General features: G+C 72.8%; 21 protein-coding genes. 13 read left to right on the plus strand and 8 right to left on the minus strand.

The annotated features are described in order from the left end of the window. Positions 1 to 163: 163 nt before the first annotated feature. The 3 genes from O7624_RS24455 to O7624_RS24465 are packed head-to-tail and all read right to left on the minus strand — an operon-like array spanning position 164 to position 5004. On the minus strand, positions 164 to 2635 hold the full coding sequence (locus O7624_RS24455) for a DUF3488 and transglutaminase-like domain-containing protein (protein ID WP_282237413.1): 2472 nt from the start codon (positions 2633 to 2635) through the stop codon (positions 164 to 166). 16 nt (positions 2636 to 2651) lie between these two features. After that, positions 2652 to 3950 (minus strand): DUF58 domain-containing protein, encoded by a 1299-nt coding sequence (locus O7624_RS24460; RefSeq protein WP_282237414.1) that lies wholly within the window; start codon positions 3948 to 3950, stop codon positions 2652 to 2654. Between the two features lies 1 nt (position 3951). After that, complete coding sequence (locus O7624_RS24465) at positions 3952 to 5004, minus strand: MoxR family ATPase (protein ID WP_093401166.1); 1053 nt, start codon at positions 5002 to 5004, stop codon at positions 3952 to 3954. 254 nt (positions 5005 to 5258) lie between these two features. Between O7624_RS24465 and mbhE the strand changes: the two genes are divergently transcribed. The 7 genes from mbhE (at position 5259) to leuS (ending at position 13944) form a co-directional block, all read left to right on the plus strand. After that, the gene (gene mbhE / locus O7624_RS24470) at positions 5259 to 8027 is read left to right on the plus strand and encodes a hydrogen gas-evolving membrane-bound hydrogenase subunit E (protein WP_282237415.1); all 2769 of its coding nucleotides are present in this window, start codon (positions 5259 to 5261) and stop codon (positions 8025 to 8027) included. Continuing rightward, positions 8024 to 8395, plus strand: a complete 372-nt coding sequence (locus O7624_RS24475; protein WP_093401164.1) for a sodium:proton antiporter — start codon at positions 8024 to 8026, stop codon at positions 8393 to 8395. Before mbhE ends, O7624_RS24475 begins: the two co-directional genes overlap by 4 nt. Next, positions 8392 to 9855 carry a proton-conducting transporter membrane subunit gene (locus tag O7624_RS24480; protein WP_282237416.1) on the plus strand — a complete coding sequence of 488 codons (1464 nt, stop codon included), beginning with the start codon at positions 8392 to 8394 and terminating at the stop codon, positions 9853 to 9855. Before O7624_RS24475 ends, O7624_RS24480 begins: the two co-directional genes overlap by 4 nt. After that, positions 9852 to 10268: a Na+/H+ antiporter subunit E gene (locus O7624_RS24485; RefSeq protein WP_282237417.1), complete on the plus strand. Its 417-nt coding sequence runs from the start codon at positions 9852 to 9854 to the stop codon at positions 10266 to 10268. The genes O7624_RS24480 and O7624_RS24485 overlap by 4 nt, the downstream gene beginning before the upstream one ends. Before the next feature lie 2 nt (positions 10269 to 10270). Beyond that, positions 10271 to 10528 carry a monovalent cation/H+ antiporter complex subunit F gene (locus O7624_RS24490; protein ID WP_093401161.1) on the plus strand — a complete coding sequence of 86 codons (258 nt, stop codon included), beginning with the start codon at positions 10271 to 10273 and terminating at the stop codon, positions 10526 to 10528. Further along, a complete protein-coding gene (gene mnhG / locus O7624_RS24495) occupies positions 10525 to 10887 on the plus strand; it encodes a monovalent cation/H(+) antiporter subunit G (RefSeq protein WP_282237418.1) in 363 nt (120 codons plus the stop codon). Before O7624_RS24490 ends, mnhG begins: the two co-directional genes overlap by 4 nt. A gap of 231 nt (positions 10888 to 11118) precedes the next feature. Further along, positions 11119 to 13944: a leucine--tRNA ligase gene (gene leuS / locus O7624_RS24500; protein ID WP_282237419.1), complete on the plus strand. Its 2826-nt coding sequence runs from the start codon at positions 11119 to 11121 to the stop codon at positions 13942 to 13944. A gap of 113 nt (positions 13945 to 14057) precedes the next feature. On the opposite strand, the gene O7624_RS24505 is transcribed toward leuS, so the two are convergent. Both O7624_RS24505 and O7624_RS24510 read right to left on the minus strand, forming a co-directional pair. Next, on the minus strand, positions 14058 to 14900 hold the full coding sequence (locus tag O7624_RS24505) for an ABC transporter permease (RefSeq protein WP_282237420.1): 843 nt from the start codon (positions 14898 to 14900) through the stop codon (positions 14058 to 14060). Further along, positions 14897 to 15808, minus strand: coding sequence for an ATP-binding cassette domain-containing protein (locus O7624_RS24510; RefSeq protein ID WP_282237421.1), 912 nt, complete (start codon positions 15806 to 15808; stop codon positions 14897 to 14899). The genes O7624_RS24505 and O7624_RS24510 overlap by 4 nt, the downstream gene beginning before the upstream one ends. Positions 15809 to 15940: 132 nt before the next feature. On the opposite strand from O7624_RS24510, the gene O7624_RS24515 reads away from it, so the two are divergent. Both O7624_RS24515 and O7624_RS24520 read left to right on the plus strand, forming a co-directional pair. Then, positions 15941 to 17284, plus strand: a complete 1344-nt coding sequence (locus tag O7624_RS24515; RefSeq protein WP_282237422.1) for a sensor histidine kinase — start codon at positions 15941 to 15943, stop codon at positions 17282 to 17284. Beyond that, positions 17281 to 17934 carry a response regulator transcription factor gene (locus O7624_RS24520; RefSeq protein ID WP_282237423.1) on the plus strand — a complete coding sequence of 218 codons (654 nt, stop codon included), beginning with the start codon at positions 17281 to 17283 and terminating at the stop codon, positions 17932 to 17934. The genes O7624_RS24515 and O7624_RS24520 overlap by 4 nt, the downstream gene beginning before the upstream one ends. Positions 17935 to 18077: 143 nt before the next feature. On the opposite strand, the gene O7624_RS24525 is transcribed toward O7624_RS24520, so the two are convergent. The 3 genes from O7624_RS24525 to O7624_RS24535 are packed head-to-tail and all read right to left on the minus strand — an operon-like array spanning position 18078 to position 20807. Beyond that, positions 18078 to 18854, minus strand: coding sequence for a VTT domain-containing protein (locus tag O7624_RS24525; RefSeq protein WP_282237424.1), 777 nt, complete (start codon positions 18852 to 18854; stop codon positions 18078 to 18080). Next, positions 18851 to 19570 (minus strand): glutamine amidotransferase, encoded by a 720-nt coding sequence (locus tag O7624_RS24530; protein ID WP_093401153.1) that lies wholly within the window; start codon positions 19568 to 19570, stop codon positions 18851 to 18853. Before O7624_RS24530 ends, O7624_RS24525 begins: the two co-directional genes overlap by 4 nt. Further along, on the minus strand, positions 19560 to 20807 hold the full coding sequence (locus O7624_RS24535; protein ID WP_093401554.1) for a MurT ligase domain-containing protein: 1248 nt from the start codon (positions 20805 to 20807) through the stop codon (positions 19560 to 19562). The genes O7624_RS24530 and O7624_RS24535 overlap by 11 nt, the downstream gene beginning before the upstream one ends. A gap of 356 nt (positions 20808 to 21163) precedes the next feature. On the opposite strand from O7624_RS24535, the gene mraZ reads away from it, so the two are divergent. From mraZ to O7624_RS24555, 4 genes are all read left to right on the plus strand, one after another. Continuing rightward, a complete protein-coding gene (gene mraZ / locus O7624_RS24540; protein ID WP_282237425.1) occupies positions 21164 to 21595 on the plus strand; it encodes a division/cell wall cluster transcriptional repressor MraZ in 432 nt (143 codons plus the stop codon). 210 nt (positions 21596 to 21805) lie between these two features. Continuing rightward, the gene (gene rsmH / locus O7624_RS24545; RefSeq protein ID WP_093401553.1) at positions 21806 to 22912 is read left to right on the plus strand and encodes a 16S rRNA (cytosine(1402)-N(4))-methyltransferase RsmH; all 1107 of its coding nucleotides are present in this window, start codon (positions 21806 to 21808) and stop codon (positions 22910 to 22912) included. After that, a complete protein-coding gene (locus tag O7624_RS24550) occupies positions 22909 to 23514 on the plus strand; it encodes a septum formation initiator family protein (protein ID WP_093401151.1) in 606 nt (201 codons plus the stop codon). Before rsmH ends, O7624_RS24550 begins: the two co-directional genes overlap by 4 nt. A 3-nt stretch (positions 23515 to 23517) precedes the next feature. After that, the gene (locus tag O7624_RS24555; RefSeq protein ID WP_282237426.1) at positions 23518 to 25743 is read left to right on the plus strand and encodes a penicillin-binding protein 2; all 2226 of its coding nucleotides are present in this window, start codon (positions 23518 to 23520) and stop codon (positions 25741 to 25743) included. Positions 25744 to 25770 lie beyond the last annotated feature (27 nt).

Below are 25770 nucleotides of genomic sequence, written 5' to 3' on the forward strand. Positions count from 1 at the left end.
CCGGGGTGAGTGGCGCGCAAACGGCCAGGGCGCCGGGTGGGGCTTCGCGTTGCCCTCCTGCCGCTGATGGCTGTCACCCGGCCGGTTGCCGGTAGAGGCGCGTCTGCCGGCGACCCACGAGGGTGTCGCCGGCAGACGGTGAGGATGGTGGGGCGGGTCGCGTTCAGCGCCCCGCGCGGCTGGCGATCAGCCGACGTGGACTGAACCGCAGCAGCCTCCGGCGCACCTGCCCGGCCGAGTTGACCAGTCGTGACGAGTTATCCGCGATCGCGGTGCGCCACCGGGACAACACCGACGGCGGCAGCATGGTCGCCACCAGCCGGGTCCGCCGGTCGGCCTGCCCGGCCAGCGCGTCGCGCACCGTCCGTAGGGCCGCCGGCAACGGTTCGCCGGTCAACGGGTCCCGGGCGTAACGAGCCCGCTCCTCCGCACGTCCGAGCAGACGTACCGCCGAGCCGGCGTCGGTCTGCGCGGCCAGGCGCTCCCGGGCCACCCGCTCCGCCGTGGCGCGGGGGGTTTCCGTCCGATCCACCCCGACCCGGTAGTCGACAAGCGTGTCGATCAGCTCGTCCCAGGCGGCGTGCGCGTCGGCCCGTGCCCGGTCCGGATCGGTGGCGACCACCACGACCGGTTGACCGGTCGCCGACGGGTCCGCGTCCGGCGCGTCGACCGCCCGCACCGCCGGTGCCGGCCGGCCCCGACGGCGGCGCAGCGCGAGTCGGCGCAGTGCGGGCACGGCGAGCAGGACCAGCAGCGTCAGGACGCTGGCGGCGACCAGCCACGGCCAGACTGGCGTCTGCGCGGCGGGAGTGTCGGATCCGACCGCCGCACCCGGGTCCTCGCCCTCCTCGAACTGGTTCGGTCCCTGCTCCGCCTCGGCCGAAGGATCCGTCTCCTCGGGCGTGTCCGCGCTGCCGCCCTGCGGCGTGCTCTCCTCCGGGGCGTCCACGTCCGGCGCCCACGCCGAGCGGGTCGAGCCCGGCACGCCGTAGGCCGGGGTGGCGTCGAACGGCACCCAGCCGATCTGGTCGAAGTAGACCTCGGTCCAGGCGTGCAGATTGCGGTTGGTCAGGGTGAGGGTGTCGTCGCTGCGACGGCTGCCGTTGGTGAACCCGAAGGCGACCCGGGCCGGGATGCCCGCGTCGCGGACCATCCAGGCCAGCGCTGCGGCGTACTGCTGGCAGTAGCCGACCTTGTTCTCCAGGAAGTCGAGAATCGCCTCGCCGCTGCTGCCCTGCTCGGTGCTGAGCCGGTAGCTGAAGCCGTTGTCCTCGGAGAAGTAGTTGTAGATGGCTCGCACCTTGTCGTACTCGGTGCGCGCGCCCCGGATCAGGTCCTCCACCAGGGCCCGGACCTCCGGCACGTCCGGCGTCACGGTCTGCTGCCGGCGCAGCGGCAGGTCCGCCGGCAGCGGCTGAGCCCGCCGCAGCGCCTGCGGACTGTACGACGAGCGCACGTAGTCGAAGGAGTACTCCTTGCCCCGGGAGTTCTCCCGGTTGGAGAAGACGACCTGCAGGTTCGGGTCGTAGAACCAGTTGTTGCCCAGCTCGGCGAAGCTGACCGGCTCGGCGTAGACCGGCAACAGCGGCATGTTCAGCTCGCGGCTCACCTGCACGGTGGCCCGTTGCCGGGTGCGCTGGATGCCCGGCGCCGAACGCCCGGAGGGATCGGGCAGGTCGCCGGTGACCCGCCTACCGTTGGGCCCGCGCACCCGGAAGCCGTCGGTACGCAGGTCGTCGGCGACCCCGAAGCGCAGATAGAACGGCTCCTCCTCGGTGGTGGTGACCGTCACCAGGTCGGTCACCTGGGACTGGTTGAGCTGGCCACTGAGCGCGGCGAAGAGGTCGACCCGGCCCGGGGAGCCACCGAACCCGGGACCGATGCCGGAGCCGGGGCCGGAGTTGAGCGTGGTCATCAAGCCGGCGGTCATTCCCGGCACGGCCAACGGAACCAGTACGGCGAGTGCGAGGCCCACCACCGCGAGTCGCCGGCCGGCGGCGGCCAGCGGGGACGACTCCCAGACATCGACGTCGCGGCCGTCTCCGGTGAACCGCCGGCCGAACCGACGGACCCGGTCCACGTTGTCGGTGACCAGCAGCCACAGGAAACCGGCGGCGCCGATCGCGAACGGCACCGGCGGGACGCTGTCCACGTAGACCGCGACCGGCACCGAGTAGATGGCAAGCATGGGCAGCCCGGCCAGAGCGGGGCGGCGCAGCCCGACGCAGAGCACGTCCACCAGCACCGCCACTCCGCCGATGCCGAGCACGGTGATGAACAGCAGCGGGTCGGTGTCCGGAACCTTCACGCCGTGGGAGCGCATGTCCTCGACCGAGTTGCCGAGCAACTCGGCGAAGTGCCCGAAGGTGGCCGGGGTGGGCAGCACCGCGAGCAGTTCGGAGCCGCTGGGGAACAGCCAGGTCAGGGCCAGGGTGAGACCGCCGACCATGGCCAGGATCTGCACCCACAGCGGGGTCCGGCCGAGCCGGGCCAGCGACGCCGCGGCCGCCACCGCGGCCACCGCGATGACCGCCTGGACCAGCCACGTCCAGCGATCGAAGATGGCCGACAGTGGCGCTGCCGCGAGCAAGGTCGCGCCGGCGGCCACCAGGCCCAGATTCCGATGGGCGATCATGAGGGGGACCTTCCGTTCATCGCACGCCACCGGCCACGGTCTCGGCCATCGCCGCGCGCAGCGCGAACCCCTGCGAGCCCCGCCCCGCCTGTGGCCAGAGCGCCGCCAGCCGGCCGCCGTGATCGACGCCGATCACCCGCCAGCCGGAATGCAGCAGCGCCAGCGCCGCGGTGTCGTGTGCCTGATCGGCCTCGGCCCGCGCGGGCGTCGGCAGGTTCAACCAGGCGGAGCTGTCCAACAGGAAGCAGACACAGGTGGCGCCGTTGGCGCGCAACCCGGCCAACAGCTCCGCCTCGGCGGTGCTCAGCGACCCGAACAGCCCGATGATCAGCCCGCCGTCGGCGCGTTGCCGTACGTGCTGCACCAGAGTGGTGATCTCGACCCGCTGATCGAGCCGGACCTCCGCGAGCTGGTCGAGCAGCAGGCCGTCGCCGGCGCCCTCGGTGGCGTCGACGTCCGCGCCCGAGCCGGTGACCAGGCGCAGCTTGTACCCGGCCTGCCGCAGGTGCACCGCGATGCTGGCGGCGGCCGAGACCGCCCACTCGAAGCTCGCGGTCGGACCGTCGCCCTGATGTCCGTAAGCGCGGGTGTCCAGCAGCACCGTCGCCCGGCTCTCCCAGGGCTGCTCCTCCCGGCGCACCATCAGCTCGCCGGTGCGCGCGGTCGACTTCCAGTGCACCCGGCGCAGGTCGTCGCCGCGCCGGTACTCCCGGGTGGCCGCATCGTCCTCGCCGTGCACCGCCACCGAGCGGGCCCGACTCTCACCGCTGCCGGCGTACTCGCCGGGCAGCCGCACCGACGGCAGTGGGACCACCTGCGGAACGACGGTGAGCCGGTCGGTACCGGGGAAGGCGCGGCTGAGTTCGCAGAGGCCGAAGGGGTCGGTCATCCGGACCACCAGCGGCCCCACCTCGTACCGGCCGCGCACGTCGGCGCGCACCGTGTAGGCCACGGAGCTGGCCTGGTGCGCGCCGAGACGTTCCAGCACCACCCGGGGGCGGCTGCCGAGGGCGTACGGAAGCCGGTCCTCCAGCAGCAGGGTGCCGGTGGGCAGCCGGGACATGTTCTGCAGGCGCAGCACCACCCGGGCGGTCGCGCCGACCGGCACCCGGTGCGGCTCCAGCGACCGGTGGCAGGCGAGCTTGTAACGGCTGCGGCCGACGTACAGCGCGGCGAGCAGCGGCAGGACGGCCAGCAGCACGGCCACCCGCAGCAGGTCCTTCTCGCCGAGGATGCCGGCGGAGATGGCCGCCGCCACCGCCGCGGCCAGGAAGGAGCGGCCGCGGGTGGTCAGCCCGCGCAGCCCGTCACGCACGTCACGGCCTCCGCGGCTCGAAGGGGGCCCGGCCGTTACCGCTCGGTGGCCGGGTGTCGTAGGGCGAGCGCTTGCGGTCGTGCGGCAGCGGCAGCCGGTGCACCAGGTCGGCGACGATCGCGTCGGTGGTACGCCGGGCGAGCTGGGCGTCGGCCGTGGGGATGATCCGGTGCGCCAGCACCGGCACGGCGAGCACCTGGAGGTCGTCGGGCAGGACGTAGTCCCGCCCGTCGAGGGCGGCCACCGCGCGGGCGGTGCGCAGCAGTTGCAGGGTGCACCGGGGGGAGGCGCCCAGCCGCAGGTCGGGTGACTCGCGGGTGGCGGTGACCAGGTCGACCGCGTACTGCTTGACCGCGTCGGCGACGTGCACCTGCCGGACGTGACCGATCAGCCGGCGTACGGTGTCGGCGTCGGAGACCGGCCGCAGCCCGGACAGCGGGTCGACCGCACCGTGTCCGTCGAGCATGGCCAGCTCGGCGGTCGGGTCCGGGTACCCCATCGCGATGCGGGCGGTGAACCGGTCGCGCTGCGCCTCCGGCAGCGGGTAGGTGCCCTCCATCTCGATCGGGTTCTGGGTGGCGATCACCATGAACGGCGTCTGCAACTGGTAGGTCACCCCGTCGACGGTGACCTGCCGTTCCTCCATGCACTCCAGCAGCGCGGACTGGGTCTTCGGCGAAGCCCGGTTGATCTCGTCGCCGACGACCAGGTTCGCGAAGACGGCACCCGGCCGGAACTCGAAGTCGTGGGTCTCCTGGTTGTAGACGCTGACCCCGGTGACGTCGCTGGGCAGCAGGTCGGGCGTGAACTGGATGCGGCGTACCGAACAGTCGATCGACCGGGCCAGGGCCTTGGCCAGTTTGGTCTTGCCGACGCCGGGCACGTCCTCGATGAGCAGGTGACCCTCGGCGAGCAGGACGGCCAGCGCGAGCCGCACGGTCGCGGTCTTGCCCTCGATGACCTGTTCGATGTTGGTAACGATCGCGTCACTGGCGGCGCGGAACTCGTCGTACGGCAGCAGACCGCCAACGTCGTCCCAGGTCTGTTGTGTCACGGGCCTCCTCCTCGTCGCCGTCACGGCAGCTCTCTACAAGAGCACCTGGCCCCGCCGTTTCGTTCGCGACGTGTGAGCCTCATGTGCCGCGGCAATCTCACTGGCCTCTCAGGCTAACCATGTTTGTCGTCAACGCCGACCGCCGCAGGTGTTTGAGCGCTTACGCAGTGATTTGTCATTCACACAGCGCATGTCATCGGTTCTGCCGGGTAAGCGGGCCCGAATCCGCCTGCCGGACAGGAGGACATGACGAGGTGATCCTCGCCGCCACGCTCGCCTGGCAGGTCGGCCTGGCGGTCTGCGTACCGCTGCTGGTGCGGCGCTTCGGCCGTGACGCCGGCTATCCGCTGGCCGCCGGCTATCTCGTCGCGGCGGCGCTGCTGCTCACCCGGTTGCCGGTGATCCTCGACGACCGGGAAGTCACCGTGGCCTGGCGGTGGCTGCCCGGGCTGGCGGTCCACGCCGCGTTGCGGATGGACGCGCTGGGTTTGGTCTTCGCGCTGCTGGCGCTCGGCGTGGGCGCGCTCATCATGGCCTACTGCCCCCGCTACCTCGACGGCAGCGAGGCCGAGCAGCAGCGGGTGTACGTGACGATGACCCTCTTCGCCGCCGCGATGCTGGGCCTGGTCCTCGCCGACGACCTGCTGGTGCTCTTCGTCTTCTGGGAACTCACCTCGATCCTGTCGTTCGTCCTGATCGGGCAGGGCGGTCGGCCGGCGGCCACCGGACCGGCCGTGCAGGCGCTGCTGGTCACCGTCGCCGGCGGTCTCGCGCTGCTGACCGCGATCGTGCTGCTGGCGGTCCACCTCGGCACCACCAGCCTGGACACCATCGTGGCCGAGCCGGAGCGACTGAGCGGCGTACCGGCCTGGGTGGTGGGGACGCTGATCATCGTTGCGGCGTTCACCAAGTCCGCGCAGCTGCCGTTCCATTTCTGGCTGCCCGGCGCGATGGTGGCGATCACGCCGGTGAGCGCGTACCTGCACGCGGCGACGATGGTGAAGGCCGGCATCTACCTGCTGATGCGCTTCTCGGCGGTGTTCGGCGGCTCCTGGGCGTGGAACGGCACCCTGATCGCCGTCGGCCTGCTCACCGCGATCCTCGGCGCGCTGCTCGCGCTGCGCCAGTACGACCTGAAGGCGCTGCTGGCGTACTCCACGGTCAGTCAGCTCGGCCTGCTGGTCGGGGTGATCGGCGTCGGCACCCCGGACGCCGACGCGGCGGCGATCCTCTACACCGTCGCCCACGCGCTGTTCAAGGCGACCCTGTTCATGCTGGTCGGCATCATCGACCACCAGGCGGGCAGCCGCGACGTGCGGGAACTGGCGGGGCTGCACCGGGTGATGCCGGCGACGGTGTGGCTCACCGCGCTGGCGGCGATGTCGATGGCCGGCCTGCCGCCGACCATCGGCTTCGTCGGGAAGGAGGCGATCTTCGAGGCCCTCGGCGGGGCCTACGGGGGAGGGTGGTTGGGCTGGTGCGCGGCCGGGCTCGGGGTGCTCGCCTCGGTGCTCACCTTCGCGTACGCGGCCCGCCTGGTGCACGGGATGGTGGAGGGACCGACCCGGCAGCGCCAGCTGCGCGAGCCGTCCTGGGCGTTTCTCGCCCCGGCCGCGGTGGCCGCGGTGGCGGCGACCGTGCTCGGCCCGACGGTGGCCGTGCTGAGCCCGCTCGTGGAGCGGGCCGCGGACGATGCCCGCCCGGAAGGTACGCCGCCCTATCTGGCCTTCTGGCACGGCCTCACCCCGGCGTTGGGGCTGAGCGTGCTCACCGTGCTGCTGGGCGTGCTGATGTTTCTCGGCCGGGTCCGGGTGGACCGGTGGCTTCGGTCCGTACCCACCATCCCGCCGTTCGCCGAGTTGTTCGAGCGCGCCCGGCAGACGCTGCTGCATGCGGGCTCGTTCGTCGCCCGGACCGCGCACGCGCCGGGGCCGGCACCGTACCTGGCCCGGCCGTTGCTGGCGACGGTGGCCCTGGCCACGGTCGCGGCGGTGACGTTGACCGACGTCCCGGCCGGTCTGGGTGATGGCGACCCGGCCCGGCCCGGTGACTGGCTGCTGCTGGGGATGCTCGTGACGGCGCTCGCCGGGCTGCTGGTGGCGCGCTCCGCGCTGGCGGCGATCGGCCTCACCGGAGTGGTGGGGCTGCTGCTGTCGGCGTGGTTCCTGACCGTCGGCGCACCGGATGTGGCGTTGACCCTGATGCTGGTGGAGGTGCTGACCGCGGTGGTCGTCATGCTGGCTCTGCGGCAGCAGCCGCCTCGGCTCGCGCCCGTCGGACGACGCTTGCCGGTCGTGGGCGCGGCCCTGCTCGCGGCCGCCACCGGGGTCGCGGCCGCCGCCGGTACGGCCGTGCTGACCGGCCGCGACCGGGTGTCCGGCCCTGGCCTGTGGTACCTCGACCGGGCGGAGGCGTTGACCGGCGGCGCCAACGTCGTCAACACCATCCTGGTGGACTTCCGGGCCCTGGACACCCTCGGCGAGGCGGTGGTGCTCGCGGTGGTGGCACTCGGGCTGGTCCGGCTCGCCGCCGGTCGCCCGGTCGAGCCGGCCAGCACCGGGCCGGCCGGCGACGACCTCGTGCTCGGCCTCGCCTACCGGGTGCTCGCACCGGTGATGCTGCTCGCCTCGGCGGTGCTGTTCCTACGCGGACACGAGGAGACCGGCGGCGGCTTCATCGGGGCGCTGCTGGCGGGCACCGCCGTCGGGCTCGGCCAGTTGGCGCACCCCGGCGGCGCACCACTGCTGAGTCGGCTCAGGTCGGCGCCGCTGGTGGCGGCCGGGCTGCTGACCGCGACGGTCGCCGCGCTGGTGCCGCTCGCCGCAGGTCGGTCGCTGCTCGCGCCGCTCGCTCTGGGCACACCGGATCCGTTGCCGTCGCTGTCCACGTCGCTGCTGTTCGACCTCGGGATCTACCTGATGGTCCTGGCGCTGGTGGTGGCCGCGGTGCGCCGCCTCGGCGTACCGCCGGCTACTCCGACCGACCTGCCGACCGGCCAGCCGGAGACCGGAGGTGCCCGGTGAGCGCCGCGTTCGTGGTCGGCGTCCTGGTGGCCGCGGGGGTGTTCCTGCTGCTGCGGCCGGGCCTGCTGCGCGTGGTGCTGGGCTTCGTGCTGCTCGGCCACGCCGTCAACGTGGTGCTGCTCGCCGCCGGTGGGCTGGCCCGGCGGACCGCGGCGCTGGAGGAGGTCGGTCCCGACACCGCCGATCCGTTGCCGCAGGCGTTCGTGCTGACCGCCATCGTGATCAGCTTCGGAATCACCATCCATCTGCTCGGCCTGCTGCGACGCGGTGCCGGTGGGCCCGCCGCAGATCCGACCGGTGGCGACGCCGACGCCGATTCCGAAGGTGACGGCGGAGAGGGCGGGCACGGCACGGGGCGGCGCCGGTGAGCGGTCTGCTGCTGATCCCGGTGGTCGGGCCGCTGCTCGTCGCCGGGGTGCTGCTCGCCCTGCCGGGCCGCACCAGGCTGCATCGGGTCGGCGCGTTCACGACCATGACTGTGGTGCTGGCGACCGGGCTGGTGCTGCTGGCGTGGACCGGTGGGGGCGCGTTGGCCGTGCTGCGCGTCGGTGGCTGGCCCGGTCCGATCGCCATCAGCCTGGCGGCAGACGTGTTCAGCGCCCTGCTGGTCACGGTGACGGCGCTGGTGGTGCTCTGCTGTCTCGTCGCCGCCGTCGGCTCCGGAGACGACAGTCGCCCGTACTTCCTGCCGCTGGTGCTGGTGCTCGCGGCCGGGTCCGGCGGCGCGTTCCTCACCACCGATCTGTTCAACCTCTTCGTGCTCATCGAGGTGATGCTGGTGCCCTCGTACGTGCTGCTGAGCCTGGCCGGCGGGGCCGGGCGCGGCGGCGCGGGACGGGTGTACGTGGCCACCAACCTGCTCGGGTCCACCCTGCTGCTGGCCGGGGTGGGTCTGGTCTACGGCACCACCGGAGTGGTCGGGCTGGGCGACCTGGCCGGCGCGGCACGCGACCAACCGACCGTCGCGGTCGCCGGCGGCGTGGTGCTGCTCGCCCTCGGCGTCAAGAGTGCGCTGGTGCCGCTGCACGACTGGCTGCCCCGCACCTATCCGGTGGCCTCGCCGGTGGTGGTGGCGCTCTTCTCCGGGCTGCTGACCAAGGTCGGTCTCTACGCGGTGATCCGGATCTACGCGGTGGTGTACGGCGGCGATCCTGGATACCGCTGGCTGCTCGGCGCGGTGGCGCTCGTGTCGATGGTGGTCGGCGTGTTCGGGGCCGTGGGTGAGAACTCGATGCGGCGGATCCTGACGTTCCACATGGTCAGCCAGCTCGGCTACGTACTGCTCGGCCTGGCCCTGTTCACCGCCGCCGCGCTTGCTGCGGCGGTGTACTACCTGGCCCAGTACATCGTGGTCAAGGCGGCGTTGTTCCTGTGCGCCGCAGCGATACGCGCCGGGCGCGGCACCGACCGGCTCGACGGTTCCGGCGGTCTTGCCGGGCAACGTCCGGCGCTCGCCCTGGCCTACGCCGGGGCGGCGCTGTCGCTGGCCGGCCTGCCGCCGTTCTCCGGGTTCCTGGCGAAGTTTCTGCTGCTGCGGGCCACCGCGGAGGCCGGCGCCTGGCTGGCCATGACGGTCGCGGTGCTGGTAAGTCTGGTCACCCTGCTGTCCATGCTGAAGGTCTGGAGCGCGCTGTTCACCGGGGACCCGCCGGCCTCGTCGAGCGTGGCGAAGCGGATCGGCCCGACCCTGGTCGGCCCGCCCCTGGTGCTGGCCGGCCTCTCCCTGGCAGCCGGGCTGGCGGCGGCACCGCTGCTGATGCTCGCCGACACGGCGGCGGCCGGGCTGCGTGACCCGGCGGGCTACGTACGGGCGGTGACCGGCCGATGAGCACCGGCGCTATGCCGGTCCCGCGCCGCACGGTGGTGCGGGCTCGACGACTCCTGCGGTTCGCCGGCTATTTCGCGGTCCGGCTGGTCCAGGCGAACCTCGCCGTGGCCTGGGAGATTCTGACGCCGGGTTCCCGGCTGGCGCCGGCGGTGGTGCGGGTGCCGCTGCGGGCGACCACCGACACCGAGGTGGCCGCGGTGGCGCTGGCGGTGAGCCTGACTCCGGGCACGCTGACCCTGGGCGTGCACCGCGAACCAACCGCCGCGCTGTGGGTGCACGGCATGTACGCCGCCGACCCGGTGGCGTTCCGGCGGGCGGTGACCGAACTGGAGTGGCGGTTGCTGGCCGCCCTGCGCCCGGCCGCCCACCCGGACGGCCCGGACGCCGGCCAGTCGGAGGTGACCCGGAGGTGACGATGATCCTGCTCGACTCGGTACTCGTGGTCCTCGCCGGCTCGATGGCGGTGGTGATCGTCCGGCTGGTGGTCGGTCCGACCGACGCCGACCGGGCAGCCGCCCTGGATCTCGGCTTCTTCGTCTTCCTGGCGGCCCTGGCGGTGCTCGCCGCCCGGCTGCATGCCCCCGATCTGCTCGACCTGGTGCTGACCGGCACGCTTGTGAGTTTCCTGGCGACGGTGGCGATGGCCCGGCTGGTGCACCGGCGGCAGCGATGATCCGCACCGTGGCGGCGTCGACGTTGTTGCTGCTCGGCACCGCGCTGATCGCGACCAGCGCGGTCGGCCTGATCCGCCTGCCGGACGTCTATCACCGGATGAACTCCGTGGCCAAGGCGGCCAGCCTGGGGGTGAGTTGCGTGCTGCTCGGCGTGCTGCTGCTGATCCCTGGCTGGCGTACCGCCGTGGTGGTCCTGGCCGCCGTCGGGCTGCAACTGTTCACCGCACCGATCGGCGGCTACACCCTGGCGCGGGCCGCCTACCGGTCCGGGGCGCCGCTGGCACCGATCACCCGCTACGACGAACTCGGTGGCCGGGCCGGCGAGGGCGGAGACGAGCCGGCCCGGGACCAGATCTGAGGGGTGGTGGGCGGCGGCGACACACCACGCGCGGTACACTGCCGGTCATGGCCGGAGTCTTCCTGCTTCTTACCGGGCCGTGCTGATGCGCTGAACGCGCGACAGCACGGCGGCCCCTCCTGCGTGAGGGGCTTTTTCGTGCCCGCTGCCGGCCCGCGACGGGCCGGTGTGGCAGACCCGAGACCAGCCAGCACTCCGACAGACTCCGCCGAGCGACGCGAGGAGAAGGCCATGACCGAGGCAGACGTCCCACCGTTCCGGTACACCGCAGCGCTGGCCGACGAGATCGAAAGCCGCTGGCAGGACCGGTGGGAGCGGGAGGGTGCCTTCCACGCGCCGAACCCGTCCGGTCCGCTGGCCGACCCGGCCCACCCGCGATCAGGTGCGGAGAAGCTGTACGTGCTGGACATGTTTCCGTACCCGTCCGGGGCCGGGCTGCACGTCGGGCATCCGCTGGGCTACATCGGCACCGACTGTTTCGCCAGGTACCAGCGGATGGCCGGCCGCAACGTGCTGCACGCGATGGGTTTCGACGCGTTCGGGTTGCCCGCCGAGCAGTACGCGGTGCAGACCGGTACCCACCCCCGGACCACCACCGAGGCCAACATCGAGCGCTACCGGGCGCAGCTGCGCCGGCTGGGCCTGGCCCACGACCAGCGACGTTCGGTGGCCACCATCGACACCGACTTCTACCGCTGGACCCAGTGGATCTTCCTGCAGATCTTCAATTCCTGGTACGACCGTGAGGCCGGCCGGGCCCGGCCGATCAGCGAGCTGATCGCCGAGTTCGCCGGGGGCGTGCGGCGCACCCCGGACGGCCGGCCGTGGGCCGAGCTGTCGGCCGTCGAGCGGAGCGCCATCGTCGACGACCACCGCCTGGCGTACGTGTCGCAGGCGCCGGTGAACTGGTGCCCGGGCCTGGGCACGGTGCTGGCCAACGAGGAGGTCACCGCCGACGGTCGCTCCGAGCGGGGCAACTTCCCGGTCTTCAAGCGCAACCTGAAGCAGTGGATGATGCGGATCACCGCGTACGGTGACCGGCTGCTGGACGACCTGGACAAGCTGGACTGGCCCGAGCCGATCAAGCTGATGCAGCGCAACTGGATCGGCCGCTCCACCGGCGCCCACATCGACTTCCCGACGGCCACCGCCCCGATCCGGGTGTTCACGACCCGGCCGGACACCGTCTTCGGGGCCACCTACATGGTGCTGGCGCCCGAGCACGAGCTGGTCGACGCGCTGGTGCCGGGCGCCTGGCCGGAGGGGACCCGGGACGCGTGGACCGGCGGGCACGCCAGCCCCCGGGCCGCCGTCGAGGCGTACCGCAAGGCGGCGGCGGCCAAGACCGACGTCGAGCGGCAGGCCGACACCAAGGAGAAGACCGGCGTCTTCACCGGGGCGTACGCCACCAACCCGGTCACCGGCGGACAGGTCCCGATCTTCATCGCCGACTACGTGCTGGCCGGCTACGGCACCGGCGCGATCATGGCGGTGCCCGCCCAGGACGAGCGGGACTGGGACTTCGCCGAGGTCTTCGAGCTGCCGATCGTGCGTACCGTGCAGCCGCCGGAGGGCTTCGACGGCAAGGCGTACACCGGGGACGGCCCGGCGATCAACAGCGCCGCACCCGAGCGCGGCCTGGACCTGAACGGCCTGGGTGTGGCCGACGCCAAGGCCCGGATCATCGCCTGGCTGGAGGAGACCGGCCACGGTCAGGGCGCGGTGACCTACCGGCTGCGCGACTGGCTGTTCAGCCGGCAGCGCTACTGGGGCGAGCCGTTCCCGATCGTGTACGACGCCGACGGCGCCGCCATCGCCCTGCCGGAGGAGATGCTGCCGGTCGAGCTGCCCGAGGTGGACGACTTCTCCCCGCGCACCTTCGACCCGCAGGACGCGGCGAGCGACCCGGAGACGCCGCTGTCGCGCCGCCGCGACTGGGTCGAGGTCGAGCTGGACCTGGGTGACGGCCCGAAGCGCTACACCCGGGAGACCAACGTGATGCCGCAGTGGGCCGGCTCCTGCTGGTACGAGCTGCGCTACCTGGACCCGACGAACGGTGACCGGTTCGTCGACGCGGACAACGAGCGGTACTGGATGGGTCCGCGTGGCGAGGGCGACTGCGGCGGGGTCGACCTGTACGTGGGCGGCGCCGAACACGCCGTGCTGCACCTGCTGTACGCCCGGTTCTGGCACAAGGTGCTGTACGACCTGGGCCACGTGTCGTCGTTCGAGCCGTTCCGCAAGCTGTTCAACCAGGGCTACATCCAGGCGTACGCGTACACCGACGCCCGGGGCGCGTACGTGCCGGCGGAGGAGGTCGCCGAGCGCGACGGCGGCTACTTCCTGGGCGACGTCCAGGTCAACCGCGAGTACGGCAAGATGGGCAAGTCCCTGAAGAACGTGGTCACCCCGGACGAGATGTGTGCCGCCTACGGCGCGGACACGTTCCGGGTCTACGAGATGTCGATGGGGCCGCTGGAGGTGTCCCGCCCGTGGGAGACCCGGGCGGTGGTCGGCTCGTACCGGTTCCTGCAACGGGTCTGGCGGGCCATCGTCGACGAGCGGACCGGCGAGTCCCGGGTCACCGACGACCCGGCCGACGAGCAGACCCGGCGGCTGCTGCACAAGGTCATCGACGGTGTCCGGGGCGACATGGAGCAGATCCGGTTCAACACCGCGATCGCCAAGCTGATCGAGCTGACCAACGGGGTGACCCGCCTGTCGCGTACCCCGCGCGAGGTGGCCGAGCCGCTGGTGCTGATGGTCGCGCCGTTCGCCCCGCACATCGCCGAGGAGCTGTGGCAGCGGCTGGGCCACTCCACCTCGCTGACGTACGCGGACTTCCCGGTCGCCGACCCGGCCCTGCTGGTCGCCGAGACGGTCACCTACCCGGTGCAGGTCAACGGCAAGGTCCGGGCCCGGGTCGAGGTCCCCGCCGACGCCACCGAGGCCGACGTACGGCAGGCGGCCCTGGAAGCCGTCGCCACCACCCTGGCCGGCACCCAACCCCGCAAGGTCATCGTCATCCCCACCCGCATGGTCTCCATCGTCCTGTAACCCCACCCACCCCACCCTGGCCGATTCCATCCGCGTTGATCATGAGGTGGCGGCAGTTTGAAGATCGACTACCGCCGTCAACCTCATGATCAACGTTGGGTGGGGTGGGTGTTTCAGGGGGTGCGGTGGGTCAGGGCCAGCGCGGTGATCAGGGCGGTCAGGGCGGCCCAGGCGGTGTAGGTGGTCCAGGCGCCGGAGACGGTGGCGGGGTGGATGTCGGTCAGCCACGGCGGGGGGCCGTTCGGGTCCCTGAGCCGCTGCCACGCGGGCACCAGCATGGCGTGCCGGAGCAGTGCGCTCCAGCGTTCGTCCTCGTCGACGGCGGTGGGCAGCAGGAGCAGCACGGTCGCGGCGGTGACGATCGCGGGTGCGGTGTGCCGGATCAGCGCGGCGAGGGCCATACCGACGAGCGCGCAGAGCGGCACCAGCAGGGCGGAGGCGGCGATGCCGCGCAGCGCGCCGGGATCGCCGATGGACATGTTCGCGTCGACGTCGGCGAGGATCGCCTGCGACACCACGAACGCCGCCGCCGTGCCCAGCGCCCCCAGCACGGTCAGCACGCCGGTCAGCACGGTCAACTTGGCGGCGGCCACCGCGTAGCGTCGGGGGACGGCCGCGAACGTGGTGCGCATCAGCCCGGAGGCGTACTCACCGCCGATTGCGACCGCGCCGACACCACTGGCCGCGAGGACGACGAACATCTGCGCCTCGGTGGGAAAGGCGTCCCAGAGCGGGGAACGCAGCGCCCGCTGCTCGGCCGACCAGTCCGGCCAGCCCGCGTGGGTGGCCAGCGCGGCGTGGCCGGCGAGGCCGACCATGGCGAGCAGGATCAGGGCGAACGCCGCCCAGGTGGAGCGGAGCGACCAGAGTTTGATCCACTCGGCGGCGAGCAGGTCGCGGTAGCGGGCCGGGTGGGTCGGGCTGGTGCGCGTGGCGGGTCGGGTCGCGGTGGTCATCGGGTCTCCCCGGCGGCGTACTCGACGTCGGCGGCGGTGAGTGCCATGAAGGCCTCCTCCAATGAGGCGGTGCGGGTGGTCAACTGGTGCAGCGGGATCCGCAGGCCGAGGGCCAGGTCGCCGATCCGTTCCGCGTCCACCCCGCTGACGGCGAGCGCGCCATCCGCAGCCGGCCGCACGTCCGCGCCGACGTCCACCAGAGCCGAGGTCAGGGCGGCCGGTTCGGGGGTACGCAGGACGACCTCGGCCCGGCCGGCGCGGGCGGCGAAGTCGTTCAGGGACTCGTCGGCGATCAACCGGCCCCGGCCGATGACGACGAGATGGTCGGCGCAGTGCTCGACCTCGCCCATCAGGTGACTGGAGACGAAGACGGTACGACCCTCGGCGGCGAGCCGTCGGAACAGTTCGCGCACCCAGCGCACCCCTTCCGGGTCGAGGCCGTTGAACGGCTCGTCGAACATCAGCACGGGCGGGTCGCCCAGCAACGCGGCGGCGATACCGAGGCGTTGCCGCATGCCGAGCGAGAATCGGCCGACCCGGCGGTTGGCGGCATCGTCGAGGCCGACCCGTCCCAGGACCTCGTCGGCCCGCCGGGAGCCGATGCCGTTGCCGCGGGCGAGGGCCGTCAGGTGCGCCCGTGCGCTGCGCCCGGCGTGCACGTCCCCGGCGTCGAGCAGCGCGCCGGCGTGCCGTAGCCCCCGGGCAAGGTCCCGGAACCGGACGCCAGCCACCGTGACGGTGCCGCTGGTCGGCGTGGTCAGCCCGAGCACCATGCGCAGGGTGGTGGACTTGCCGGCGCCGTTCGGGCCGAGGAAGCCGGTCACCCGGCCGGGTCGGACGGTCAGGGTCAGACCGTCGACGGCGGTGGTGCGGCCGTACCGCCGGGTCAGGCCATCAAGTTCGATCATGCCGTGCACGATGCCGGGCGCCGGGCACTGCCGCGTCGACCCGCCGGCCGTACCGGGCGCCTGGATGGTGGCCTGCGGGCGTACGCCCCCGGGCCGATGCCGGCGCGGCGCGGCGCTGGATACCGTGTGCCGGTGGACGTCACCGCCCTGATCCGGCCGCGTGCCACCGTGCCGGTGGTGCGGGCGGTTTTGGTGTGGGCCGGGGTCGCCCTGCTGCCGGTGCTCTGGGCGCTGGCGCCGGCCGTGGCGAACAGCGGCGACGGGGTCGGCGTGGTGGGCTGGTGGCTGCCGGTGCGCTACCTGGTGCCGGTGCTCATCGTGGCGCTGCCGGCGGGCCTGCTGCGGTGCCGCCCGCTGACCGCGCTCGGCCTGATGCTCGCCGGAGCGACGCTGTGCGCCGCGACCGTGCACGGCTGGGATCCCGGGTACCTCGGCGACATCTTCAACCTCCAGTTCCTCGCCGTCGACGCGGCGCTCGCCGTCGTTGCCGCGAACCGCTCCCGTCGGGTGTCGGTGCCGGCCGCCGGGGCGGTGCTGGTGACACAGGTGCTCGCCGCCTTCGTGAACCTCGGAGTCGAGCCGGTGGACCAGGCAGCGCTGACCGTGCTGGCGGTCGCGACAGCCTGGATCGCCGGCAACTCGGTGCGGGCACGGCGGAGCTACGCGGCCGCGATGCGCGGGCACGCCGCCGCCGAGGCGGTCACCGCCGAGCGGCTGCGCATCGCCCGGGAACTGCACGACATGGTCGCGCACAGCATCGGCGTCATCGCCATCCAGGCCGGGGTCGGGGCACGGGTGATCGACACCCAACCGGCCCAGGCCCGCGCCGCGCTCGCCACCATCGAGGCGGCCAGCCGGGACACCCTGGCCGGGCTGCGGCGTACCCTCGGCACGCTGCGCCGCGGCGACGGGGATCCGGCGCCGCTGGAGCCGGCGCCCGGACTGGTGGACCTGGAGCGGCTGATTGCCGCGACGGGTGATGCCGGAGTCCGGGTCGAGTTATGCACAACCGGCGACGGGCCGGTCCCGGCCGAGATCGACCTCGCCGCGTTCCGCATCGTCCAGGAGGCGCTCACCAACGTGGTCCGCCACGCCGGGGTGGACGCGTGCCGGGTCGTCGTCGAGCGCGGCGACCACGCGGTCATGGTGGAAATCGTCGACGACGGCCGGGGCGGTCCGATCGGCGTCGAGGGGCACGGCTTGATCGGCATGCGCGAGCGGGTCATGGCCGTCGGCGGTCGGTTCCGGGCCGGACCACGGTCCGAGGGAGGCTTCCGGGTGACAGCCTGGCTGCCGGTGTCGCCGCAGAGCGCAGTCCCGGCCGGTGGCTGTCCGGGTGGTGCTGGTGCCGTCGGTGGCCGTCCGGCTGGTGGCGGCCGGGTCGGCGACGGTCCGGATGGTGCCAGTTCCGACGGTCGTCGTCCGGATGGTGGTGGCGGGGCCGGCGGTCGTCCTGAGGAGGTGGCGGAGCGGTGACCATCCGGGTGCTGCTCGTCGACGACCAGCCGCTGGTGCGGGCCGGGCTGCGCGTGCTGATCGCCGACGTGCCGGACATGGCAGTGGTCGGCGAGGCTGGCACCGGCGCCGAAGCCGTACGCCTGACTCGTGAGGTGTTGCCCGACGTGGTGCTGATGGACCTGCGGATGCCGGGGACCGACGGCATCCAGGCGACGCGGACGATCACCGACTCCGGCGGTCCTGCCCGGGTGCTGGTGCTCACCACGTTCGACGACGACGAACACGTGCACGCCGCGCTGCGGGCCGGCGCGAGCGGCTTTCTCGTCAAGGACATGGCGTTGGAGGACATCCTCGGCGCGATCCGGGTGGTAGCGGCGGGGGACGCGCTCATCGCACCAGGTGTGACCCGGCGACTGATCGCCGAGTTCAGTCGCCGGCCGGCGGCTGCGACGCCACGGTCGCTGGCCGGGGTGACCGATCGGGAGCGCGAGGTGCTCACCCTCGTGGGACGGGGCCTGTCCAACGCCGAGATCGCCGCCGAGCTGGTGATCAGTACGGCCACCGCAAAGGCGCACGTGGCCCGACTCTTCAGCAAGCTCGGCGCCCGCGACCGGGTGCACCTGGTCATCGCCGCCTACGAAGCCGGCCTGGTCACCGTATCCCCCTGACCCACCCCACCACCCCCACCCACCGCGCGCCCGCATGCCCCGCATGTGCAACTTCGGGGGAAGTGCTGCCTCGACCGCCTCGGAACCAGCACTTTCCCCGAAGTTGCGCGGTCTCGCTGGGTTCGGGCGGGTGGGGAAGTCGGTCAGCGGCGGAGGCGGCGTTCGGCGCGCCACCAGCGGGCGAGCAGTACGGCGCTGGCGATGAAGCCCAGCGAGGCCGGGGCGGCGGCGAACCAGTTGATCTCGCCGGGGCTGGTCACGGCTGCGCCGACCGCCGCGTAGCCGAACGCGGTCGGCGCGGAGGCGATCACGCTGCCGACGAGGAACGGCAGCACCCGCGCGCCGGTGGTGCCGTAGCCGTAGCTGACCAGACCGAAACCGGAGATCGGCAGCAGCCGTACGGTGACCACGCCGAGGACGCTCTGCCGGGCGAACCAGCGGTCGAGGCGGGCCAGCCGGCCCCGGACGCGTTCGGCGACGAACTCCCGGCCCAGCACCCGCCCCACGGTGAAGCCGATCGCCGCCGCCAGCAGCGCGGCGCCGAGCGCGTACGCGGCACCTTCCAGGGCACCGAAGATGGCACCTGCGGCGAGGGTGATGAACGTGCGGGGGACCAGCGCCACCAGCAGCAGTGCCCCGCCGAGCACACCGGCCACCGGGGCGAGCCGTCCCATCCGGTCGGCCAGGTCCGGCAGCGCCGTCGGCTCGGGGTGCGGCACCAGCAACAGCGTCGCCCCGAAGACAGCGAGCAGGAGCAGCAGCAGCGCGAACCGGGTGACCGACGGCGTCGCGGCGACCAGCAGACGGCGCCACCCGACGGGCGGAGGGCCGACCAGTGGGCTGTCGGGCTGCGGAGGGCCGGCCGCAGGGGCACCCGACCGGCTCGCCCGCAGGAGTCGTCTCCGCAGCTTGCGGATCATGCCCGGGCGGTGGCCACCGCGGTCCGGCGTTCGGCCCGCAGCCGGTCGGCCCAGGTGTCGTCGAGCGGGGGCAGGTGCTGCGCGCCGGTCGCCCAGCGCAGCAGCAGGTCGGCCAGGGCCGGATTGCGGGCCAGCGCGGGGCCGTGCGAGTACGTGCCGAGCAGCTTGCCCCGCCAGGCACCCTCGGTGGCGCCGTCGTTGCCGACCCCGGCGGTGACCCGGGCCAGCGGGGAGACCCCGGGGCCGAGGTGGGTGCGACCGCCGTGGTTCTCGAACCCGGTCAGCGGCGGCAGGCCGAGGCGGGCGTCGATGTCGCCGGCCAACTCGCCGACGGCCCGGCTGGGACCCCGGTCCGAGGATAGGTCGAGCAGTTCAAGGCCCTGGTACTGGGTGCCCTTGGCAAAGAACGAGGTGCCCAGCAACTGGTAGCCGGCGCAGACACCGAAGACCACCGAGCCCTGGGCCACCGCCCGGTGCAGGCCACCGTCGGCGAGCAGTCGTTGCGCGCCGAGCGCCTGGGGGCCGTCCTCACCGCCACCGATGAGGTAGATGTCGGCCGTGGTGGGCAGCCGCTGGTCGGAGCGGACCTCCAGCACCTCGACCGGGAACCCGCGCTGCTGGGCCCGGCGGGCCAGGATCAGAGCGTTGCCCCGGTCGCCGTAGGTGGACAGCAGGTCCGGATAGATCCAGACGATGCGCAGGGTCTCAGTTGACACGGTCCAACTCCGCTCGGATGTCCTGGAACGCGGTGTAGTTCGCGATGACCTCCAGCCGACCCGGAGGTACCGCCCGGACGGCTTCGTCGAAGGTGCGTACGTACTGGAAGGGCACGTCGTTGATCTCCAGCCGCACGGCCAGGTCGTACGCCCGGTCGCCGGTGATGAGCACCAGGCGTCCGCGCAGCGGAGCGAAGTCGACGTCGAAGAGCCAGGAGGTGTCCAGCCCGTCGGGGTCCCGCGCGTTGATGGACAGCAGCGTCGGCGCCTCGTCCGCCATGTCGAACGCCTCCAGCCAGCTGGCCGGGTTCTTGGCCAGCAGCAGTCGCACGGTGCGACCCTCCCGGACCACCTGGGCGTAGCGTCCGGCCACCGAGGTCACGTCACCGAGGCGGGGCACCGCGTCGAAGGGGCGTACGCCGAATTCGGCGGCGACCGCGAGGGCGGTGGCCGCGTTGCCGACGTTGACCTTGCCGGGTAGCTGGAGCTTGACCTTGTACCAGGCGCCGGTCGGGTCGACGACGCCCTCGTCGTCCACGGTCCACTGCGGCTCCGGCCGGCGTAGCGGGCAGCCGGTGCACCACCACTGCTCGCCGGAGCGCTGGATGGTGGAGCCGCACTCGGGGCAGACCCAGGAGTCGTCGTGCCAGCGCTGCCCGGCGGAGAACCAGGTGACGTGCGGCGGGGTGATCCGCTGGTCGTGGGAGGCCGGCGGGGTGGCCGCCCAGACCACCATCGGGTCGTCGGCGTTGGCGACCACGCGGATGTCCGGATGCCGGGCCAGCGCCGCGCGCCAGAGCTGCGCCATCATGGCGACCTCCTTGGCCCGGTCCAGCTGGTCACGGGAGAGGTTGAGCAGCGCCACCACGTGCGGGTCGGTTGCCTCGATCACCTGGGCGAGGTAGTGCTCGTCGACCTCCAGCACCGCGTACGGCGTGCTGCCGGCCTTGGCCAGCGCGGAGGTGTGTCCGGTGGGCATGTTGGCGCCGAACGAGTTGGTGGCGACCCGACCGAGCACCCCGACGGCCGCGGCGGCGAGCCGCGTGGTGGTGGTCTTCCCGTTGGTCCCGGAGATCAGCGCGATGGCCCGGCCGGCGGAGAGGTGGGCGAGCAGTTCGGGGTCGATCTTCAGGCCGAGCCAACCACCGATCACCGAGCCGTCGCCCCGGCCCGCCGCCCGGGACAACGCCGCGGCGGTCCGTGACACGGAGCTGGCCACCTTCGCCCGCAGGGGCATCTTCGCGTCCGTCACCCGAGCGAGGTTACCGGACCAGCGGACCCGCGAGATCGGCACCGACGGCGATCCGTTCGGCTCGGCTCTGCCGGCGGCCGGTCGGATGACCCTCGGCCGGACGGAGTCGATCTATGTCGGAAAGCGGACCCGCCCTGCGGGGCCGCCGGGCCCTCCACTCCGCTCCACCCCGCCTGACGTGCGCTTTTGTGGCGACGCGCGGCGCGCCACGCGGTCGAATCTGGTTGCGAGTGGAGGGAAGTGGAGTAGAGTGGGGCGCATTGGTGGGGCCGGGAGGGGCCCACCGGCCCGGGGGGTCAGCGGCGCGCGAACGCCGCTCAAAGGGCGAGGGGGTTGGGCCGATGTTTCTCGGCACCCACACTCCGCGCCTGGACGACAAAGGCCGGTTGATCCTTCCGGCCAAGTTCCGGGATGAGCTGGCGGGGGGTGTCGTGATCACCAAAGGGCAGGAGCGCTGCCTCTACGTCTTCCCGACGCCGGAGTTCCAGCAGATCGCGGAGCAGTTGCGTGCGCAGCCGATGACACACAAGGCGGCCCGGGCCTACAGCCGTGTGTTCTTCGCCAGCGCGCACGACGAGGTGCCGGACAAGCAGGGTCGGGTGACCATTCCGCCGCACCTACGTACATACGCGGGGCTCGACCGGGACCTGGTGGTCATCGGTGCGAGCACCCGGGTGGAGATCTGGGACAGGGTCGCCTGGGAGACCTACCTCGCCGAGAGCGAAGACGACTTCGCCGACATCGAGGAAGGGGTGCTGCCCGGCGGTCTGTAGGGCGTGGCGACGCCCGACGTACTGCGAGATCTCCAGCCGCTTTCGAGTTCCTGGCATCCCTTCCCCGGTGCCAGGCGCACGATCCGACCCTCCGGGCCTGCGGCCCGACGGGCGGGCGGAGAGCGGATGGGGATCTGGCGGTACGACGGCACGGCGTCGTCCGACGAACAGGGCGCGGATACACAACCGGTTCAACCAGTGGGGGTCGACATGGGGGAGCTACGCGGCACGCACGTGCCGGTGCTGCTCGAGCGGTGTCTCGAGCTGCTGGCCCCCGCGCTGGGCCGGGGTGGCCGCACCGTGCACGTCGACGCGACGTTGGGTCTGGCCGGCCACGCCGAGGCGGTGCTTCAGGCCCATCCGGAGACGGTGCTGGTGGGCCTGGACCGGGACACCGAGGCGCTGGCCCACGCCAGGGTCCGGCTGGCCCGGTTCGCCGACCGCGTCCATCTGGAGCACGCCGTCTACGACGAACTGCCCGAGGTACTCGACCGGCTGGGATATCCGTCCGTGGACGGGGTCCTGTTCGATCTCGGTGTCTCGTCGTTGCAGCTCGACGCGCCCGACCGCGGGTTCGCGTACGCGCAGGACGCGCCGTTGGACATGCGGATGGACCAGACCCGGGGGGTGACCGCCGAGGAGGTGGTCAACACCTACCCGCACCCGGACCTGGCCCGGGTGCTGCGGGTGTACGGCGAGGAGAAGTTCGCCGGCCGGATCGCCTCGGCGATCATCCGGGAGCGGGAACGCGGCCGGATCACCTCGTCGGCGCGGCTGGCCGAGCTGGTCCGGGAGTCGATTCCGGCACCAGCCCGACGGACCGGGGGACACCCGGCAAAGAGAACGTTTCAGGCTTTACGGATCGAGGTAAACAGAGAACTGGCAGCGCTGGAGACAGCGCTCCCGGCCGCTCTGGACCGGCTCGCCGTCGGCGGTCGCCTGGTGGTGCTGTCCTACCACTCGCTGGAGGACAGGCTCACCAAGCAGGCGCTCGCCGATCGGGTCCGCAGCACGGGCCCGATCGACCTCCCGGTCGAACTGCCCGGGTCAGAGCCGACGTTCCGGCTGCTCAGCCGGGGCGCGGAACTGCCTGGGGAGGTGGAGGTCACCGCGAATCCGCGGGCCGCTTCGGTGCGCCTGCGGGCCGCGGAGCGGATCGACCCGCAGGCACGGCAACGGGGGCGTACCGACCGCGAACGGTACCGCCGCCGGGTCAAGGCGATGCACCAACCGGGGACGGGGTCCACCACGGAATCCGGTCCGGATCCGCGGCGGGCGCCGGGGGACACCACGGACGAAGAGGGGGAGGGGACATGAACGTAGACAAGCGTCGGGACATCGCCGGCGCCGGGCAGCGCGCACCGCGGTCGGGGGGCCGGATCGCGGCGGAGCGGACCCGGGGAGCGGGCGACGGTGCTCGGCGGACGGACCGGGTGAACCGGTCGGCGGAGACTCGCGCCCGGGGGGCGCGCGAGTTCCCGACCCAGGGCAGCGCGGCGCTGCGTCCGGTGGAGCGGGTCGCCGTCGCGGCCGAGCGGTCGGAGTCGCCGCGGCTGCGGGTCGCCCCGCCGCCGCCGGTGCGGGTGCCGCGGGCACCGTTCGCCGCGCTGGTGGTGGTGCTGGTCGTCGGCGGGGTGCTGGGCATCCTGGCGGTCAACACGAAGATCAACGAGAACGCCTTCCGGCTGGACGAGTTGCAGCAGCAGCAGGCCAAGCTCGACGTGGAGCAGCAGCAGCTGAAGAAGCAGATCGCCGAGTCCGAGTCGCCGGGCAACCTCGCCGCCCAGGCCCGCAAGCTGGGGCTGGTCGAGTCGGGTGAGCCGGCGTACATCCGGCTGCCGGACGGCAAGGTGATCGGGGTGCCGCAGCCGGCCGGTGGGAAGCTCTCCATCGCCAGCCAGCAGGGCGGGCAGGGGTAGGCCGTGCCACCGAGGTCGGAGGAACCGCGCCGGGACGCCGAAGGCTCCCGGCGCGGTTCGTCGCGTGGCGGCGGGCAGCGGGGTACGCCGCCCCGCGCGACGGCGGAGCGGGACGCGGATCCGGGCCTCGGCGGCATCTCCGACGCCCGCGCCTACACGCCCCGGGGCCGCACCGTGCGCGAGGGCGGCGCGGCTGCCGGCACCGGACGCGCGGAGCAGCGGCGTACCCCGCGCAGCAACCGGTCGCAGGACCCGTTCCGCCCGGCGCTACAGGTGCTCGACGGTGGCCGGGGCGCCGCCGGCCGGGCGGCCGGCCGCCCGGGCCGCCGGGACGGTGGCGCCGCACGTGCCACGGTGACCCGTACGGTCACCGACCGCACCCCGCGCGACGAGCCCCCGGTCACCGCCCCTCGGCGGCGGGTGGCCACCCGGGAGCCGCGTCACGGGGACCGCACGCCGCCGCGCCGGCCGGCACGCAAGCGGCCCCGACCGCCCCGGCTGGCCGACCCGGGACGTCGGCTGCGACTGGGTACCGCGCTGACCCTGGCCCTCTTCGTCGCCGTCGGGGTGCGGCTGGTCGTGCTCCAGACCGTCGACACACCGGCGTACGCCGACGGCGGGCTCGCCGACCGCACCCGGACCGTGCAACTGCCCGCGCCGCGGGGCGCCATCTTCGACCGCTCCGGCGAGGCCGCCCTGGCGCACAGCGTCGAGGCCCGGTACGTCTACGCCGACCCGACCCGGATCGTCGACATCGCGGCGACCGCCCGGGCGCTCTCCCCGCTGCTGGGCATCCCGGCCTCCGAACTGGCCGAGAAGATGAAGCCCCGCAAGCGGATCAACGGCGTCGACTCGCAGTTCGAGTACCTCGCCCGGGGGGTGGACATCGACCGCGCCAAGGAGATCATGGCGCTCAAGCTGCCCGGCATCGCCACGCACCGCGACGAGCGGCGCGAGGTGCCCGGCGGGGATCTCGCGGCCAACCTGATCGGCTTCACCAGCCCCGACATGGTCGGGCTGGAGGGTCTGGAGGCGCGCTTCGACGACCTGCTGCACGGCGAGGACGGCCAGCGGGTCTTCGAGGTCGGCCTCGGCGACCTGGCCGCTCCCATCCCCGGCGGCTACAGCAGCACCACGAAGGCCAAGCCGGGCAGTTCGGTGGTGCTCACCATCGACCGCGACCTGCAGTACATGGTGCAGCGCATCCTCAGCGACCGGATGCAACAGGTGCAGGGCAGCACCGGCGCCGCCGTGGTGCTGGACGCGCGTACCGGTGAGGTGCTGGCCCAGGCCAGCCACCCCACCTACAACGCGGCGAAGCCCTTCCCGAGTGAGCCGACCGACCGGGAGGACGCGGCCACCAGCTTCATCGTCGACCCCGGCTCGGTGCACAAGCCGATCACGTTCGGCGCCGCCCTTCAGGAAGGCGTCATCACCCCGGACACCTCGTTCCCGGTGGCCAACGCCATCCGCAAGGGCGACACCTGGTTCCGCGACACCCACCAGGCGAACGGGCGGCGGATGAGCGTCGCCGGCATGATGGCGTACTCCTCGAACGTCGGCACCATCCAGATCGCCGACAAGCTCGGCGCGGAACGCCTGCTCGACTACCAGCGGCGGTTCGGCCTGGGCAAGCCGACCGAGGTCGGGATGCCCGGCGAGGCGAGCGGGCGGCTGCTGCCCGTGGAGGAGTGGAGCGACTCGTCGTACGGGTCGGTGCCGATCGGGCACAGCGTGGACGCCACCCCGTTGCAGATGGCCGCCGCCTACGCCGCCATCGCCAACGACGGCACGTACATCCAGCCGCACCTGCTGAAGGAGACCATCGCGCCGAACGGGAAACGGACCCCCGCGCCGGCGCCGGAGACCCGGCAGGTGCTCAGTCCGGACAACGCCGCCGCCCTGCGTACGATCATGGAAGCGGTCACCACTGTCGACGACGCCACCGGGCTGGCCGCCGCCGTCCCCGGTTACCGGGTCGCCGGCAAGACCGGCACCGGCTGGCGACTGGTCGACGGCAAGAAGCAGCCCGGCGAGGTCGCCTCGTTCATCGGGATGGCCCCGGCGGAGAATCCGCGCTACGTGATCGCGGTCTTCGTGCACAGCCCGAGCGGTGGTGGTGGCCAGATCTCGGCACCGGCCTTCCAGGACATGATGACCTTCACCCTGCGTCATCACCGGGTACCGCCGTCGACCGAGCCGGCGCCGACGTTCACCGTCTTCCCGTAGCCACCACCTGCGGTTCGACTTCATCAG

Source organism: Verrucosispora sp. WMMD1129, assembly GCF_029581255.1.
Taxonomy (GTDB): domain Bacteria; phylum Actinomycetota; class Actinomycetes; order Mycobacteriales; family Micromonosporaceae; genus Micromonospora; species Micromonospora sediminimaris.

What these genes read in the sequence shown, in the direction of transcription:
- leuS (WP_282237419.1), top strand. Translation starts at nt 11,119, where the DNA reads ATGACCGAGGCAGACGTCCCACCGTTCCGGTACACCGCAGCGCTGGCC.
- O7624_RS24490 (WP_093401161.1), top strand. Translation starts at nt 10,271, where the DNA reads ATGATCCTGCTCGACTCGGTACTCGTGGTCCTCGCCGGCTCGATGGCG.
- O7624_RS24510 (WP_282237421.1), bottom strand. Translation starts at nt 15,808, where the DNA reads ATGATCGAACTTGATGGCCTGACCCGGCGGTACGGCCGCACCACCGCC.
- mnhG (WP_282237418.1), top strand. Translation starts at nt 10,525, where the DNA reads ATGATCCGCACCGTGGCGGCGTCGACGTTGTTGCTGCTCGGCACCGCG.
- mraZ (WP_282237425.1), top strand. Translation starts at nt 21,164, where the DNA reads ATGTTTCTCGGCACCCACACTCCGCGCCTGGACGACAAAGGCCGGTTG.
- O7624_RS24535 (WP_093401554.1), bottom strand. Translation starts at nt 20,807, where the DNA reads ATGCCCCTGCGGGCGAAGGTGGCCAGCTCCGTGTCACGGACCGCCGCG.
- O7624_RS24485 (WP_282237417.1), top strand. Translation starts at nt 9,852, where the DNA reads ATGAGCACCGGCGCTATGCCGGTCCCGCGCCGCACGGTGGTGCGGGCT.
- O7624_RS24525 (WP_282237424.1), bottom strand. Translation starts at nt 18,854, where the DNA reads ATGATCCGCAAGCTGCGGAGACGACTCCTGCGGGCGAGCCGGTCGGGT.
- O7624_RS24455 (WP_282237413.1), bottom strand. Translation starts at nt 2,635, where the DNA reads ATGATCGCCCATCGGAATCTGGGCCTGGTGGCCGCCGGCGCGACCTTG.
- O7624_RS24505 (WP_282237420.1), bottom strand. Translation starts at nt 14,900, where the DNA reads ATGACCACCGCGACCCGACCCGCCACGCGCACCAGCCCGACCCACCCG.
- rsmH (WP_093401553.1), top strand. Translation starts at nt 21,806, where the DNA reads ATGGGGGAGCTACGCGGCACGCACGTGCCGGTGCTGCTCGAGCGGTGT.
- O7624_RS24550 (WP_093401151.1), top strand. Translation starts at nt 22,909, where the DNA reads ATGAACGTAGACAAGCGTCGGGACATCGCCGGCGCCGGGCAGCGCGCA.